At 47.1% G+C, this 14,775-nt stretch carries 13 protein-coding genes and 2 tRNA genes; 10 read left to right on the top strand and 5 right to left on the bottom strand.

Annotated elements, in window-relative coordinates:
• Window positions 1-257 precede the first annotated feature (257 nt).
• Window positions 258-692 (bottom strand): large conductance mechanosensitive channel protein MscL, encoded by a 435-nt coding sequence (gene mscL / locus LVJ86_RS09815; RefSeq protein WP_047760956.1) that lies wholly within the window; start codon window positions 690-692, stop codon window positions 258-260.
• A 288-nt stretch (window positions 693-980) separates the two neighbouring features.
• Window positions 981-1,772 carry an enoyl-ACP reductase FabI gene (gene fabI, locus LVJ86_RS09810; protein ID WP_047760955.1) on the bottom strand — a complete coding sequence of 264 codons (792 nt, stop codon included), beginning with the start codon at window positions 1,770-1,772 and terminating at the stop codon, window positions 981-983.
• A 249-nt stretch (window positions 1,773-2,021) separates the two neighbouring features.
• On the opposite strand from fabI, the gene LVJ86_RS09805 reads away from it, so the two are divergent.
• Complete coding sequence (locus tag LVJ86_RS09805) at window positions 2,022-3,794, top strand: extracellular solute-binding protein (protein WP_047760954.1); 1,773 nt, start codon at window positions 2,022-2,024, stop codon at window positions 3,792-3,794.
• Between the two features lie 333 nt (window positions 3,795-4,127).
• Here LVJ86_RS09805 and LVJ86_RS09800 read toward each other — a convergent pair.
• The 3 genes from LVJ86_RS09800 to LVJ86_RS09790 all read right to left on the bottom strand — a co-directional run bounded on the left by LVJ86_RS09800 (window position 4,128) and on the right by LVJ86_RS09790 (window position 5,584).
• Window positions 4,128-4,203: transfer RNA gene (locus tag LVJ86_RS09800), tRNA-Ala, on the bottom strand.
• 7 nt (window positions 4,204-4,210) lie between these two features.
• Window positions 4,211-4,287: transfer RNA gene (locus LVJ86_RS09795), tRNA-Met, on the bottom strand.
• A gap of 148 nt (window positions 4,288-4,435) precedes the next feature.
• Complete coding sequence (locus LVJ86_RS09790) at window positions 4,436-5,584, bottom strand: class I SAM-dependent methyltransferase (RefSeq protein ID WP_047760953.1); 1,149 nt, start codon at window positions 5,582-5,584, stop codon at window positions 4,436-4,438.
• Window positions 5,585-5,902: 318 nt separating this feature from the next.
• Between LVJ86_RS09790 and mraZ the strand changes: the two genes are divergently transcribed.
• The 9 genes from mraZ to LVJ86_RS09745 all read left to right on the top strand — a co-directional run bounded on the left by mraZ (window position 5,903) and on the right by LVJ86_RS09745 (window position 14,770).
• Window positions 5,903-6,358 (top strand): division/cell wall cluster transcriptional repressor MraZ, encoded by a 456-nt coding sequence (gene mraZ, locus LVJ86_RS09785; protein WP_047760952.1) that lies wholly within the window; start codon window positions 5,903-5,905, stop codon window positions 6,356-6,358.
• Window positions 6,355-7,323, top strand: a complete 969-nt coding sequence (rsmH, locus tag LVJ86_RS09780) for a 16S rRNA (cytosine(1402)-N(4))-methyltransferase RsmH (RefSeq protein WP_047760951.1) — start codon at window positions 6,355-6,357, stop codon at window positions 7,321-7,323. The genes mraZ and rsmH overlap by 4 nt, the downstream gene beginning before the upstream one ends.
• Before the next feature lie 71 nt (window positions 7,324-7,394).
• Window positions 7,395-7,658: a cell division protein FtsL gene (gene ftsL, locus LVJ86_RS09775; RefSeq protein ID WP_047760950.1), complete on the top strand. Its 264-nt coding sequence runs from the start codon at window positions 7,395-7,397 to the stop codon at window positions 7,656-7,658.
• A 22-nt stretch (window positions 7,659-7,680) separates the two neighbouring features.
• Entirely contained in the window at window positions 7,681-9,435 is a 1,755-nt protein-coding gene (gene penA / locus LVJ86_RS09770) for a peptidoglycan D,D-transpeptidase PBP2 (protein WP_047760949.1), read from the top strand.
• 13 nt (window positions 9,436-9,448) lie between these two features.
• Window positions 9,449-10,939: a UDP-N-acetylmuramoyl-L-alanyl-D-glutamate--2,6-diaminopimelate ligase gene (locus tag LVJ86_RS09765; protein ID WP_047760948.1), complete on the top strand. Its 1,491-nt coding sequence runs from the start codon at window positions 9,449-9,451 to the stop codon at window positions 10,937-10,939.
• 219 nt (window positions 10,940-11,158) lie between these two features.
• Window positions 11,159-11,554 carry a DUF6979 family protein gene (locus LVJ86_RS09760; protein ID WP_053008331.1) on the top strand — a complete coding sequence of 132 codons (396 nt, stop codon included), beginning with the start codon at window positions 11,159-11,161 and terminating at the stop codon, window positions 11,552-11,554.
• Window positions 11,555-11,639: 85 nt separating this feature from the next.
• A complete protein-coding gene (locus tag LVJ86_RS09755) occupies window positions 11,640-13,001 on the top strand; it encodes a UDP-N-acetylmuramoyl-tripeptide--D-alanyl-D-alanine ligase (protein ID WP_047760947.1) in 1,362 nt (453 codons plus the stop codon).
• A gap of 174 nt (window positions 13,002-13,175) precedes the next feature.
• The gene (mraY, locus tag LVJ86_RS09750; RefSeq protein WP_047760946.1) at window positions 13,176-14,258 is read left to right on the top strand and encodes a phospho-N-acetylmuramoyl-pentapeptide-transferase; all 1,083 of its coding nucleotides are present in this window, start codon (window positions 13,176-13,178) and stop codon (window positions 14,256-14,258) included.
• A 26-nt stretch (window positions 14,259-14,284) separates the two neighbouring features.
• The gene (locus tag LVJ86_RS09745) at window positions 14,285-14,770 is read left to right on the top strand and encodes a group II truncated hemoglobin (RefSeq protein ID WP_047760969.1); all 486 of its coding nucleotides are present in this window, start codon (window positions 14,285-14,287) and stop codon (window positions 14,768-14,770) included.
• Window positions 14,771-14,775 lie beyond the last annotated feature (5 nt).

Below are 14,775 nucleotides of genomic sequence, written 5' to 3'. Positions count from 1 at the left end.
CGCCCCTTTATTTCGGGGCGTTTTCTTTATAGTTGTATTGCTTCCGTTTAAAAAGTGATTACGAAGGTAATTAGCCCCAACGGTTTGTTTTTATGGAAAGGGAAAGATTCTAGCTTTGAACCTGAGAAAAATTGGGTTCCAGGTTATGTAGTTGTTATTGCTGATTTTGGGGCTGATTGGGATATCAAACGAAGCCTGCAAAAATAAAAAACCGCTTGGGTTTAACCAAGCGGTTTGATTATAGTCGCTGAAAAGAATTATTTTTTCAGAGAGTCGCGGATTTCGCGCAACAGAACGATATCTTCGCTTGGTTCAGCCGGAGCTTCTTCCACAACAGCAGGTTTTTTCATTTTGTTGATGGCTTTAATAACCATGAAGATGGCTGCGGCAACAATCAGGAAGCTGATGATGGTATTGATGAACAAGCCGATATTCATAGTTACCGCGCCGGCGGCTTTGGCGGCTTCTAGAGTTGCATAGCCGGCTTCGGGTGCATTGGCACCGTCTTTCAGCGTAACGAACAGGTTGGAAAAGTCTACGCCGCCCAAAAGTAAGCCGATCGGGGGCATAATAACATCGTCTACTAATGATTTTACGATGCCGCTGAAAGCGGTACCGATAACCATACCGACTGCCAAGTCGATAACGTTACCGCGCATAATGAATTCTTTAAATTCTTGTTTTAAAGACATGGTATTTCCTCACATTGAATAAAATAATCTTGGATTTTAATTAGGTAAAAGCTTTTCAGTGCGGCGTGTAGATGCCGACTGTAACTATCTTTCAGTTCTCATCTTAACGGTTTTACTGTAAACAGTGGGTTAAAATTTGTATGTTTGATGCATAAAACATTATTTTGTTCCGCTCGGGCATAAAAATCAGCCGTCTGAAAATACTATGATGCAAAAAAGTTGCACTTTGCAAAATATTGTTCAGACGGCCTTTATGGTATTGCGAAGATTTTCCGTTGATAGAAAGGATTATTCGGTATCGTCGTCGTTCAGCGCATTGATGCTGTAGCCGCCGTCTACATAGGTGATTTCGCCGGTAATGCCGGAAGAAAGATCCGATAACAGGAAGGCAGCCGTATTGCCGACCTCTTCGATGGTAACATTTCGGCCGAGCGGATTATGAGAGGCAACATGAGCCAGCAGTTTGCTAAAGTCGGCAATGCCGGATGCTGCCAGTGTTTTGATCGGGCCGGCAGAAATACCGTTGCAGCGGATGCCTTCTTTACCCAAACAGGCAGCGGTAAAGCGGATGCCTGCTTCTAGGCTGGCTTTTGCCATGCCCATAACGTTGTAGTTCGGAATAGCACGAACGGCGCCCAAATAGGAGAGGGCCACAATCGAACCGTTTCGGCCTTGCATCATCGGGCGTGCGGCTTTAGCTAAAGCGGGCAGACTGTAGGCGGATACTTCGTGGGCGATATTGAATGCTTCACGGCTGATGCTGTCGAGAAAATCGCCGTTGAGTGCCTCGCGCGGAGCAAAGCCGATAGAGTGTACCAAGCCGTCGAGGCCGTCCCATACTTTGGCTAAATCGGTGAAGGTTTGGGCGATTTCTTCATCGCTTTGTACGTCGCAACGGAATACCAGCTCAGAACCCAGCTCTGCTGCCAGTTTGCGCACGCGCTCTTCGAGTTTGTCTACAACGTAAGTAAAGGCAAGCTCTGCGCCTTGGTCGTAGCATGCTTTGGCAATGCCGTAGGCAATGGAACGCTCAGAGATCATGCCGGTAATCAGGATTTTTTTACCTTGCAAAAAGCCCATGTTTTTGTCCTTAGATAGTGGTTTTGCTATTACGTTAAACGCGGCATTATAGCAAAAGCCGCGGTTTCAGTATAGAAAACAAAAGTTTTTCACCGATGCGGGGCCTTCTTGTAACAGCAGTACTATTTGTTTTGTACATTTCGAACGTAAGGTTGGCGAAGGTAGGTTGAAAGCGAAAGGTATAGGAAGTGTGCGCATATCAAAGGTATTGTGGTTACAATAAGGCCGTCTGAAGACGGTGGTGTGAGTATGAAAAAATTTTGCGCTTTATTGTTGCTTTGGCCTGTTGTCGCCCATGCCTTAAACGGTGTAGGTTTGGGAGAGCCTGCGGCGTATCCGGAAGGTTTCCGCCATTTTGCATATGTTAACCCTGCGGCACCTAAGGGAGGTGCGCTGACCTTGCCGATGCCTGGTGGGTTCGATACCTTGAATCCTTTTGCTTTAAAAGGAGATAGGGAAGCCGGGGTGGCTATGCTGACGTTGGATCAGCTGATGGTAAAAAGTTATGACGAGCCGTTTGCAATGTATGGTTTGTTGGCAGAGGATATGCGTCTGGCTTCAGACGGCCTTTCGGTTACTTTCAAAATCAATCCTAAAGCCCGTTTTCATAACGGCGACCATGTATTAGCTAAAGATGTAGCATTTTCTTTTAATACGCTTACCCGTGACAAGGCTGCCGTGCCGATATATAAATTTTATTGGGCGGATGTGGCTTCTGTTGAAACGCCTGCACTGCGCACGGTAGTTTTCCGTTTTAAGCGGCGCAATGCCGAGCTGCATATGATATTGGGCGAATTGCCGGTATTTTCTCATAAAAGCTATCCGAAAGGATTGGCCGCAGCACCGAATACTGTGCCGATCGGTTCGGGGCCTTACCGCCTGGCCCGTACGGATGCCGGTCGTATGAGTGAGTTCAGGCGTGATGCCGATTATTGGGCCAAAGATTTGCCAACACGCAAAGGTATGTTTAATTTTGATACTGTGCGTTTGCGTTATTACCGTGATGACAGTGTGCGTATTGAAGGCATCAAAGGCGGACGTTATGACTTTGTGCAGGAAACTGTGGCTAGGAATTGGGCTCGTACCTATCCTGAAAATCTGTTGGCCAAACGTCATCTTCAGAAATATGAGTGGATACATAATAATACTGCCGGAATGCAGGGTTTTGTCATGAATCAACGCCGAAAGCCGTTTGATAATCTTTTGGTAAGGCAGGCATTGGTAGAGAGTTTTGATTTTGAAAGTATCAATACACGTCTTTTTTACGGTCTCTATCAGCGAAGCAATAGTTTGTTTACCAATAGCGTAATGGCGGCGGACGGTAGGCCGCAGGGTAGGGAGCTTGCTTTGCTTGACGAAATACGCGGCAAACTACCCGCAACCGTATTTGAGGAAGATGTACCGCAGCCGCCTGTAGCCGACCCTGTATTGGGTGTTCGTCCTAACTTACTAAAGGCCCGTGCTTTATTGAATAAGGCGGGTTACCGTTACCTTAATGGTGTGTTGGTGGATGATGCGGGCAACCCTTTGGTTATCGAGTTTCTGACGCCCAGTAAAACATATGAGCGTATCACTGCTAAGTGGCAGCGGGACTTGGCAAAAATTGGTATACGTTTGAATGTGCGTGTAGTTGATTCGGCTGTTTATCAAAAAAGATTGGATGATTTTGATTACGATATGACGATTGTGGTCTATTCTAATAGTGAGAGTCCGGGCAACGAACAATTTAATTACTTTAGTTGTGAGGCAGCCAAAACACCGGGCAGCCGCAATTGGGCAGGTGTGTGTGATCCGGCTATTGAGGCTTTGCTGCCGAAGTTTACCGGCTTTACTAGCCGGGAAGAGTTAACGGCGGCCGCAAAGGCTCTTGATAGGGTTATTCGTCATCAATATATTTTGGTACCCAATTGGTACAGTAGACAACATAGGGTTATTTACCGTAATAATTTGCATATACCGGAAAATTTACCTAAATATTACAGTGCAATGAGCTTGATGTTAGAAACAGGATGGGTTCGTTAGGTTATAAATTAAATACGGCAAATACAGCTTTTCTTGATTGGTGGAAGAACAAATAATGCCGTCTGAATATTTCAGACGGCATTATTTAGGTTTGGATGGAATAATGGCGGAAAGGATCTCGGATCGTTGGCAAGTACATGAAATGGTTGATTATTTGCAGCCATTAATGATTAATTTTTCGGATACGGTTTTATTGTATAAATTTTTTAAGAAGGATTTTTTAGGGATTATGAATTAAAGAATATGGCTGTGGTGTTTTTCTTTATTTGGATGAATCTAAAAACTCCATGAAATAAAAAATCCGACTTTAAAATAGTCGGATTTTTTATTTCATGGTGGAGGTAAGCGGGATCGAACCGCTGACCTCTTGCATGCCATGCAAGCGCTCTACCAACTGAGCTATACCCCCGAAATTTTGGTGGCGAATCAGGGACTCGAACCCCGGACACAAGGATTATGATTCCTCTGCTCTAACCGACTGAGCTAATTCGCCGACTGATGAAGCGCATAATATACTGTTGCACGGTTTTTTTGTCAAAATATTTTTTTAAGGTAAATCTTTTGTATTTGATTTTTATCAGAATAAATTCATTTTAATGTTGTGACTTGCAATATTGCTGAATAGTGGGGCTTATGAGGAGCTAAAGCTTGTGGCAGATATCTCCGTGGGAAAATCCTTGCCAGTCAGGATCAATATCACGCCCGAAAGCGATAACTTTAAATAATTCTCCCATTTCATGTTGGCCTATTAGCTTATGGAGGGTTGCCGCATGGCGGATATAGTCGGCGGAGGAAGGATCGGTATTTTCTAGTAAGCCGGTGATGTTGAGGTTGAGTAGAAAGTTTGCTTGGGTGGTGTAGCCGATTAAGTCCATACCTGCGTCGGTTCCTGCTTGGGCGATATCGGTAAAGTTGACATGGGCGGTCAGGTCGGTCAGGCCTATGTGAAAGAAAGGGTCATGTATGGTGTGATGTCGGTAGTGACCGATCAAGGTGCCTTGTTGTCTTTGAGGGTGGTAATACTGGGCGGCATCGAAGCCATAGTCGATAAAAATCACCGCTCCCCGCTTGAGCTTTTGACCAATAGTGTGGGTGAATGCGTATTGGGCTGGATGCAATTCGCTGGTGTACGGATATATTTGTTCGGGAAAATAATTGGCGGCCGCTGCGCGCAAGAATTCGGGTAGCGGGCGGGGGTGCCATTCGAAATGATCGTTTTCGCAAGAAACCCCCATTTGTTTGAAGCCATCCGGGTCATGTCGTACGACTTCGCACGGTATGGCATCCAGTACTTCGTTTCCGATAATGATACCGTTGAATTGTTCGGGTAAGGTGCTTAGATGGTAGACTTTGGCCGCAGCTTCGGGAGGAACGGTTTCAGTGATGTATTGGCGCTGACGATCGGCCAGCTCAGGTGAGACTTCAATAATGTAATAATTTTTCAGGCCGTCTGAAAGGTTTTGCAGCAATGTAGCGGCTAAAGCACCTGTCCCCGCGCCGAATTCATAAATGTTACCGTCGGTTTGAGGCAATAAAGCCTGCAACTGTTTTGCTATGGCTTGCCCGAAGAGCGGGGAGAGTGTGGGCGCGGTAATGAAGTCGCCGGCCGGGCCGATTTTATGGGCACCGCCTGTGTAATAGCCATATAGAGGCGTGTAGAGTGCCATTTCCATAAAGCGGGAAAATGGAATCCAACCTTGATTGCGGCAGATGTCTTCACGGATATGGGTAGTGAGGGCTTGGCTGGCGGCAAGGGCTGTTGCAGATGCGGGAGGAAGTGTATTTGACATTTGTTAGAATATGTAAAATTTTAAAAGTGGCGGATATATTATATCTTGCTTGAAATGGTGTGGTGTAGTAGTAGGGATAAAGCTTATGTAGTGCTAAATATAAGTTTGCAATACTAAATATTGTATTTATTTATTATAGGTCAAGCTCTTTGAGTAGGAGCGGCCCTTTTTTTATCGGGGTAAGTGCTTGTCTGGCCGTTTGTTTTTTGTAAATTGGTAATTTGACCGTATTGTGGAAATTTCATATAGTGTCGCTATGTGGGGTGTAGTGTGTCAAAGTGCATCTTTTTCCCAAATTAAACGGAGAAATTTATTAAAGTGTTTGGCGGCGTTCATGAGTTGAGCATAGATAGCAAAGGGCGGTTGGCGATTCCTGCCAAATTCCGCGAGCTGCTGCTGCGCCGCTACACTCCGGCTATAGTGGCCACTTTAGATTCGCGATACCGCTTGTTGATGTATCCCGAGCAGGAGTGGGAAAGCGTTGCCCGCCAGCTGCTAAATATGAAAGTGGCCGGAAAACCGACATTGCAGCTGTATCAGAATTTATTGTTGCATAATGCCGATACGCTGGAGTTGGACGGTGCGGGTCGTGTGCTGCTGCCGGCTAATCTGCGCCGTCGTGTGGATTTTGATAAAGAGGTAACTTTGGTCGGCCGTGCCAACCGTATGGAGTTGTGGGGGCGTGCACATTGGGAAGCTGAGATGAATCAGGCTTTGGATATTGATCCCGACGAGCTGGCTTTTGAATTGAGTACAACGGATTTACAGCTATGAGCAAAACAGAGCCGTATTGCCATATCACCGTATTGTTGCACGAAGCGGTTGATGCGCTGGCGATCCGTGAAAATGGTGTATATGTCGACGGAACATTCGGCAGGGGAGGACACTCCAAGTTGATTTTGTCGAAGCTTGGTGAGGGCGGGCGCTTGGTGGTGTTTGATAAAGATCCCCAGGCGATTGCGGTAGCCCATGCACTGGCGGCCGAAGATAAACGCGTTAGTGTGGTGCACGACGGTTTTGCAACGTTTCAGACGGCCTTGGATGCTTTAGGTATAGAGAAAATCGACGGGGCGTTGTTTGATCTGGGTATATCGTCTCCACAGATTGATGATGGTGGGCGCGGTTTTAGCTTCCGTTTTGATGCGCCTTTGGATATGCGTATGGATCCCACGCGGGGTATGTCGGCTGCTCAATGGTTGGCAGTTGCGACTGAGCAGGAAATACACGAGGTAATTAAAAATTATGGTGAAGAGCGGTTTAGTCGTCAGATCGCGCGTGCCATTGTGTCGCAGCGCGAAGAAGAGCCTATCGATACAACCCGTAAGTTGGCGCAGCTCGTGGCGCAAAACGTCCGTACTCGTGAGCGTGGACAAGACCCGGCGACGCGGACATTTCAAGCCGTTCGGATTTTCATCAACCGTGAGCTTGAAGAAGTAAAAGAAGTTTTACCACAAGTCGTATCCAGGTTGAACGAAGGAGGGCGGTTGGCAGTAATTGCCTTCCATTCCTTGGAAGACCGTATCGTCAAACAATTTATGAAGCAGCATGCCCAGCATGCTCCTCTGCCTAAATGGGCGGCTGTTAGGGAGGCGGATCTTCCCGTTCCGCCGCTAGCTTTAGTTGGTAAAGCGATCAAACCGGGTAATGAGGAGATTACGGTTAATCCACGTTCGCGTTCGGCGGTTTTGCGTGTAGCAGAAAGAACGGGCGGTATCTTCGGGAATGCTTTTGAAAGATAGCTGAACAATACAGATTACGAAACAGACATGGATGAAGATGTATCGTTAGTAGGCCGTCTGAAAATAAATATATGAATAAATTGAATGTTGTGTTGCTGGTAATAACTTTATTGTCCGGGATTGGTGCGGTGACGGTACAGGATTATTCACGCCGGCATTTTATTGCTTTGGATAAGGCTCAAAAACAGGAAATTCAGTTGGAGCAGGAATTTGCACGGCTGAAGTTGAAACAGGCCAAGCTGTCCAACCATCAGCTGATCAAGGGGGCTGCCGAGCGGCAGAATTTACATCCGCCCGGTGTAGCAGATACTAAGATCATTGAAATAAAACCATAAGATTCAAAAACGAGAAGTTGTTATGTTGATTAAAAACGAATACAAGCCGAAAATGCTGCCCAAACAGCAGAAAGGTAATAAGCCTGTTACGACCAACGGGCGGATTGCCATTGTACTGCTTGGCTTGGGTTTAGCTTTTACGGCCTTGATCGGACGGGGGATTTATCTGCAAACCAGTCAGCATGATTTCCTAAAAAATCAGGGAGATCAGCGGTTTGTGCGTACTTTGTCATTGCCTGCTTCTCGCGGGACGATTAGTGACCGTAATGGCGCCACTTTAGCATTGAGTGCCCCGACCGAATCACTTTACGCAGTGCCTTCCGGTATGGATGCTATGCCGGAGCACGATAAATTAGAAGCGTTGGCGGCATTAATTGATATGCCTGTTGCAACTATTGAAGAGCGCCTTTCACGTAAAGACAAAGATTTTATCTATTTGAAACGCCAGCTCAGCAAGGAAACTGCGGATAAAGTTGCCGCTTTGGGTATCAAAGGTTTAGCTTTCCAAAAAGAATCAAAACGCCATTATCCGATGGGTAACTTGTTCGCCCATGTGATCGGTTTTACCAATATCGACGGCAAGGGCCAAGAAGGTTTGGAATTGGCGCGTGAAGACGACTTGCGCGGTGAAGATGGCGCAAAGGTGGTTTTGCGTGACAATAAAGGCAATATTGTCGATAGCCTTGATTCCCCCCGTAACCGTGAGCCGAAAAATGGCCATGATATGGTTATGTCGCTGGACCAACGTATTCAAACTTTAGCTTATGACGAATTAAATAAAGCTATTGCCTACCATCGTGCCAAAGCCGGCAGTGTTGTGGTTTTGGATGCCCAAACAGGCGAAATTCTCGCTTTGGTTAACAGCCCTGCTTACGATCCCAACCAGCCCGGTCAGGCAGATAGCGAACAACGCCGCAACCGTGCTGTTACAGATATGATTGAGCCGGGCTCGGCTATGAAACCTTTCCCAATAGCTAAAGCGTTGGACTCGGGCAAGGTAAGTGTCAATACTTGGTTTAATACCAGTCCGTATAAGATTGGCCCGGCCACTGTACGCGATACGCATGTTTATCCGTCGCTTGATGTGCGAGGAATCATGCAGAAATCTTCAAACGTGGGTACCAGCAAATTGTCGGCCATGTTCAAGCCTGAGGAAATGCATGCGTTTTACAGTAGTCTGGGCATTGGTCAGCGTATGCACTCGGGTTTCCCGGGAGAAACTGCGGGTTTGCTGAGGAAATGGCAAAACTGGCGTCCTATCGAACAGGCGACGATGTCGTTCGGTTACGGTTTGCAATTAAGTTTGTTGCAGCTGGCTCGTGCGTATACCGTATTGACCAGTGACGGAAAATTATTGCCCGTAAGCTTTGAAAAACAGGTCGCGCCTCCGAAAGGCGAGCAAATTATCAAACCGGAAACCGCCGCTGCTGTTCGTAAAATTATGGTATCGGTCACTGAAAAAGGTGGCACGGGTACTGCCGGTGCGGTTGACGGCTTTGATGTTGCAGCTAAAACCGGTACGGCACGTAAACTGGTAAATGGCCGTTATGTCGACAATAAACATATGGGTACGTTTATCGGTTTTGCTCCGGCTATGAATCCTCGTGTCATTGTAGCCGTAAATATTGACGAACCAAGTGTAAACGGCTACTACGGCGGTGTGGTTGCTGGCCCCGTATTTAAAAACATAATGGCAGGTAGCTTGAATATTCTCGGCGTACCGCCCACCAAGCCTTTAAAAGAAATACCGGTGGTGCAGGCTGCCGTAAAACCTTAATGTAGGAAATTTTATGTTCAGTCGACTTACTCCTCTTGCTGAAGCCGACTTACCGCCCCTGCTGTGTGAAAACGCAGCAGGGCGTTTGTTGCATTCAGACAGCCGTAAAATCAAGCCGGGTGATATCTTTGTTGCCTGCCAAGGTGAATATACCGACGGACGCCAATTTATTCCGGCGGCTATTGCCAATGGAGCAGCTTTTGTTTTTTGGGATGATGACGGTACGTTTGCATGGCCGTCTGAATATGCCGTTTCCAACCAAGGTATTAAAGATTTGAAAAATCGTGCAGGCATATTGGCCGCCACGGTTTACGATAATTTTTCAGACGGCCTTTGTGCGTGGGGCGTTACCGGTACTAACGGCAAAACCTCTATCAGCCAGTGGTTGGCACAAGCGGGCAGTTTGCTGGGCGAACCGACAGCCGTTATCGGTACGGTCGGTAACGGTTTTTGGGGCGAGCTTGAAGAGACCACCCATACCACACCCGATCCCGTATCCGTGCAAGCCCTATTGCACCGTTTTATTGGTCAAGGGGCTAAAAACGTGGCTATGGAAGTATCCAGCCATGGCTTAGACCAATTCCGTGTTAATGGCGTACCGTTTAAAACCGCTATCTTTACCAATCTTACGCGCGACCATTTGGATTACCACGGTTCAATGGCCGAATACGGAGAAACCAAAGCCCGCTTGTTTTATTGGCAGGGCTTGCAGCATGCCATTATCAATATTGACGATGAATACGGTGCGCAATTAGTAGGCCGTCTGAAAAAAGACTGTCCTGATTTAGCTGTTTACAGTTACGGTTTTAATTCTCAAGCCGATATCCGTATCAGCAGCTTTACCGCTTCTTCAGACGGCATGTCGGTTGGTTTGGAAACACCGTGGGGTAGCGGAGCGATTAGCACCCGGCTTTTAGGGCGTTTTAATGCGCAGAATCTGGCAGCTTGTGTCGGCCTGTTGTGTGCCAACGGTTACCCGCTTGAAAAAGTATTGCAGGTATTGGCACAAATCCGACCCGCTACTGGCCGTATGGACTGCATCATGCAGCCGGGCAAGCCTTTGGTAGTAGTGGATTATGCCCATACACCTGATGCACTCGAAAAAGCATTGGCTACGTTGAATGAAATCAAAACGCAAGATGCCAAACTTTGGTGCGTGTTCGGCTGCGGAGGCAATCGAGACCGCGGCAAACGCCCGTTGATGGGCGCTGCCGCTGCGGCAGGAAGCGATTGTGTGGTGGTAACCAGCGACAATCCGAGAATGGAAGAGCCGCAAGATATTATCAACGATATTTTACCGGCCGTAGCAGCCCCCGTTTTGATAGAGCCAGACCGTCGCCGCGCCATTGAATATGCGGTATCAAATGCCGCACCGCAAGACATTATTCTGATTGCCGGCAAAGGGCATGAAACTTATCAGGATATTCAGGGCCAAAAGCATCATTTTTCAGATTTTGAAGTGGCGGGTGAAGCATTAGTTGAAGCTGAGTCATCAGTGGATTAAGGCATGCACAATTATCGGTTATGTCGGCTATAGTGGAAATGCAAAAGGAACACCTCCGCATTTGCATTATGGTATTTATACTGCTTCAGGTGCAGCGAATCCTTATCCGTTTATCCGCCAGTAGGGCGGTATTCTAGATATTGCACATAATGTTTTTTGTTAGATGGGTGATATAAAAAAGATTATTTCGGATAATTTTGAGGCGGAAAATTGGCCATAATGAATGGAACTAAAATTAACCTGTATGGGAAAATTGCTTTAGAAGCAGTTGAGTTGATTATTTCTGATGGGAAGTCTTGTGAAGAAGCATGGAAGAGGGCAGCAAAAAAATTTAGCGATAAAAATTCTGTGCAAAAGAAAAGCTGCCCGAGGTGTGCATTTTTCGGCTTATGTAAAGCAGGGTTGATTAAAGGTATTGAAGGAGAGCCAGGATATAAGCCGAAATATAAAAATAGCTTATATGCTATTAAGGCAGTCGAATTATTAAAGCAAAATCCGAATTTAGTAGGTGACAAGAAAGCCTTATGGTCTAAGTCGGTAGGTGAAGCGAAAAAGGAAAACGGGCAAATGGATGTTGTGCTGGCGTTATGGGTGAATGATCTTATTGAGAAATAAATACTGTGAAATTGAAATGATATCTTCAATACAGCCTTCCTTTATTTTCAAAGGCCGTCTGAAAAATTATAAAAGTTAGAAGAGTATGAAATCGCTAGATTTGCATTTTATTTGTAAGGCGTTGGATTTGCCGCTTACCGTTGAAAACAAGCAGGTAAAACGTATCGTTACCGACAGCCGCGATATTCAAAGCGGCGATGTGTTTTTTGCCTTGGCGGGCGAGCGTTTTGATGCGCATGATTTTGTAGCCGACGTATTGGCCAAAGGTGCGCTGGCGGCAGTGGTGTCACGTGAAGATTGTGCCGCATTACCTCAAACGCTGAAAGTTACCGACACTTTGCAGGCACTGCAAACGTTAGCGCATGCTTGGCGCGTGTATGTTGATCCGTTTGTATTCGGTATTACGGGATCAAGCGGTAAAACCACGGTCAAAGAGATGCTGGCTTCGGTGTTGCGACACGCGTTCGGCGAGGATGCAGTATTGGCGACCGCCGGTAATTTCAACAACCATATCGGCTTGCCGCTAACGCTGCTAAAGCTAACTGAACAGCACCGCTACGCCGTTATTGAAATGGGAATGAACCATTTCGGAGAACTGGCTCTGCTCACGCGCATTGCCGAACCGGATACCGCATTGGTAAATAACGCCCTGCGTGCGCATGTTGGTTGCGGTTTTAACGGTGTGGGGGATATTGCCAAGGCTAAAAGCGAGATTTACCAAGGCGTGGCGGCTGATGGGCTGGCACTGATTCCTTGTGAAGACGCTAATGCGGAAGTATTTGCAGAGGCTGCCGCCTGTTTGAGAAAACAAACTTTCGGTGTGAAAAAAGGTGAAATACATGCCGAAAATATTAAAATCATGCCTTTGTCGTGCGAGTTCGACTTGGTGCGCGATGAGCAGCGGGCAGCGGTAAAATTGCCGGTGCCGGGTCTTCATAATGTACATAACGCTGTGGCCGCTGCTGCGTTAGCGGCCTCCGCCGGCTTGGAGCTGGCTCAGATTGCCGAAGGTTTGGCAGGTTTTGCCAATATCAAAGGGCGCTTACAAATCAAAGCCGGTATCCGGCAGGCTACGGTTTTAGACGACACCTATAATGCTAATCCCGATAGTATGAAAGCTGCGCTGGATGTGTTGGCGGGCTTGCCGGCTCCGCGTATTTTCGTAATGGGCGATATGGGCGAACTGGGGGAAAGCGAAGCCGCCCGTATGCATCGTGAAGTAGGAGAGTACGCATCAGCCAAAGGTATTGAGACCGCTTATTTCTTAGGTAATGAGAGTGCGCATGCTGCGGAGGCATTCGGAGCCAACGGTTTGTGGTTTGCCGCAAAAGATCCTTTGATTCAAGTTTTGGTGCATGACTTGCCTCAAGAAGCGAATGTATTAGTAAAAGGTTCGCGCTTTATGAAAATGGAAGAAGTGGTATCGGCATTGTTGGCCGATATTTAACAGTTTTCAGAAAGCCTCTTTGGTTGGAAAGCTGTGGTCAAAGAGGTATTTTTAGCCGCTGGGTTTGCGCAGCAATAGCAAACCGAAAAAGTGCGGCGGCCGGCAAACTGCTGTCGGCAATCATTACGAAAACAGGTTCGTACGAACCGTAAGTTTCATGAAAAGGAAGTCCTGATGTTTTTATGGTTAGCGCATTTCAGCGATTGGTTTTCAGCGCTGAATGTATTCCAATACACCACATTCCGTGCGGTGATGGCAGCATTAACCTCTTTGGTTTTTTCTTTGCTGCTGGGGCCGTGGACAATCCGTAAGCTAACGGCGTTGAAAGTGGGCCAAGCTGTGCGAACCGACGGGCCGCAAACCCATTTGGTTAAAAACGGTACGCCTACTATGGGCGGTTCTTTGATATTAACCGCCATCACCGTATCAACCCTGTTGTGGGGCAATTGGGCAAATCCTTATATTTGGATTTTGCTGGTGGTGTTGCTTTCCACAGGCGCATTGGGTTTTTATGACGACTGGCGCAAAGTCGTTTATAAAGATCCCAACGGCGTATCGGGCAGATTCAAAATGGTATGGCAGTCTGTTGTTGCGTTGGCGGCGGGTATTTTTCTGTTTTATTTCGCCGAGTTAAGTGCCAGCAGTGCGTTTATTGTGCCTTTTTTCAAACAAATTGCTTATCCGTTAGGCGGTATCGGTTTTGTGGTGCTGACTTATTTTGTGATTGTTGGCACTTCTAATGCGGTTAATCTAACCGATGGCTTGGACGGTTTGGCCGCCTTCCCCGTAGTGTTAGTGGCTGCCGGGCTGGCTATTTTTGCTTATGCTTCCGGCCATGCTCAATTTGCCCAATACCTGCAATTGCCGCATGTGGTTGGTGCCAATGAAGTAGTGATATTCTGTGCAGCGATGTGCGGTGCATGTTTGGGTTTCTTGTGGTTCAACGCTTATCCTGCGCAAGTATTTATGGGTGATGTCGGTGCTTTGGCATTAGGTGCGGCACTCGGTACGGTGGCCGTGATTGTGCGGCAGGAAATCGTATTGTTTATCATGGGCGGTTTGTTTGTGGTAGAAGCGTTGTCGGTCATGCTGCAGGTGGGATCGTATAAAACCCGTAAAAAACGTATTTTCCTGATGGCGCCGATCCATCACCACTATGAGCAAAAGGGTTGGAAAGAAACCCAAGTAGTGGTGCGTTTTTGGATTATTACCATGATTTTGGTGTTGGTAGGTTTGAGTACGCTTAAAATCCGCTAAAGGAAATATAGATGGCAGAGGGCGGTATGTATGAAGCATTGGGCGGTGAAGCCGGTGTGGGGGCTATTGTCGAACGCTTCTACGACTTGATGGATTTGGAACCCCAATATCGGGATTTACGCGATATTCATGCTGAAACACTGGATTATGCACGTGATCGTTTGTTCAAGTTTTTAAGTGGTTGGTTGGGCGGTCCCGATCTGTATCAGCAGCAGTATGGCCATCCGCGTTTGCGGCAGCGGCACTTTCCTTTTGCCGTTACCCTTCGATTGCGTAACGAATGGATAGCTTGTTTCGCACAGGCTTTGCAAGAGTTGGCCGTTGCCGAAAGGCTGGCCGAGCCGTTGTTGTTGAATTTGTTTGTGCTGGGCGATTGGATGCGCAATCAAAACGAACCTCAATATGCACCGCCGCAGCCCCCTATGGCAGCCGATGTCCGTGCAAGATTGCCGGAGTTGGTTGGGGTTTTGCATGCATACGGTGTCCGTAACTATTTTCAAACGGCCCGCTGATAAAG

Origin of the sequence: Neisseria arctica (assembly GCF_022870905.1) — a bacterium.
In the GTDB taxonomy this organism is placed as follows: Bacteria; Pseudomonadota; Gammaproteobacteria; order Burkholderiales; family Neisseriaceae; genus Neisseria; species Neisseria arctica.
Note: the sequence above shows the minus strand (reverse complement) of the source record. Positions and strands in the feature narration are given on the sequence as shown.

Excerpts from the sequence above, each read along its gene's own strand:
- mscL (WP_047760956.1), bottom strand. The coding sequence starts at position 692 with ATGTCTTTAAAACAAGAATTTAAAGAATTCATTATGCGCGGTAACGTT.
- fabI (WP_047760955.1), bottom strand. The coding sequence starts at position 1,772 with ATGGGCTTTTTGCAAGGTAAAAAAATCCTGATTACCGGCATGATCTCT.
- LVJ86_RS09805 (WP_047760954.1), top strand. The coding sequence starts at position 2,022 with ATGAAAAAATTTTGCGCTTTATTGTTGCTTTGGCCTGTTGTCGCCCAT.
- LVJ86_RS09790 (WP_047760953.1), bottom strand. The coding sequence starts at position 5,584 with ATGTCAAATACACTTCCTCCCGCATCTGCAACAGCCCTTGCCGCCAGC.
- rsmH (WP_047760951.1), top strand. The coding sequence starts at position 6,355 with ATGAGCAAAACAGAGCCGTATTGCCATATCACCGTATTGTTGCACGAA.
- ftsL (WP_047760950.1), top strand. The coding sequence starts at position 7,395 with ATGAATAAATTGAATGTTGTGTTGCTGGTAATAACTTTATTGTCCGGG.
- penA (WP_047760949.1), top strand. The coding sequence starts at position 7,681 with ATGTTGATTAAAAACGAATACAAGCCGAAAATGCTGCCCAAACAGCAG.
- LVJ86_RS09765 (WP_047760948.1), top strand. The coding sequence starts at position 9,449 with ATGTTCAGTCGACTTACTCCTCTTGCTGAAGCCGACTTACCGCCCCTG.
- LVJ86_RS09760 (WP_053008331.1), top strand. The coding sequence starts at position 11,159 with ATGAATGGAACTAAAATTAACCTGTATGGGAAAATTGCTTTAGAAGCA.
- LVJ86_RS09755 (WP_047760947.1), top strand. The coding sequence starts at position 11,640 with ATGAAATCGCTAGATTTGCATTTTATTTGTAAGGCGTTGGATTTGCCG.
- mraY (WP_047760946.1), top strand. The coding sequence starts at position 13,176 with ATGTTTTTATGGTTAGCGCATTTCAGCGATTGGTTTTCAGCGCTGAAT.
- LVJ86_RS09745 (WP_047760969.1), top strand. The coding sequence starts at position 14,285 with ATGTATGAAGCATTGGGCGGTGAAGCCGGTGTGGGGGCTATTGTCGAA.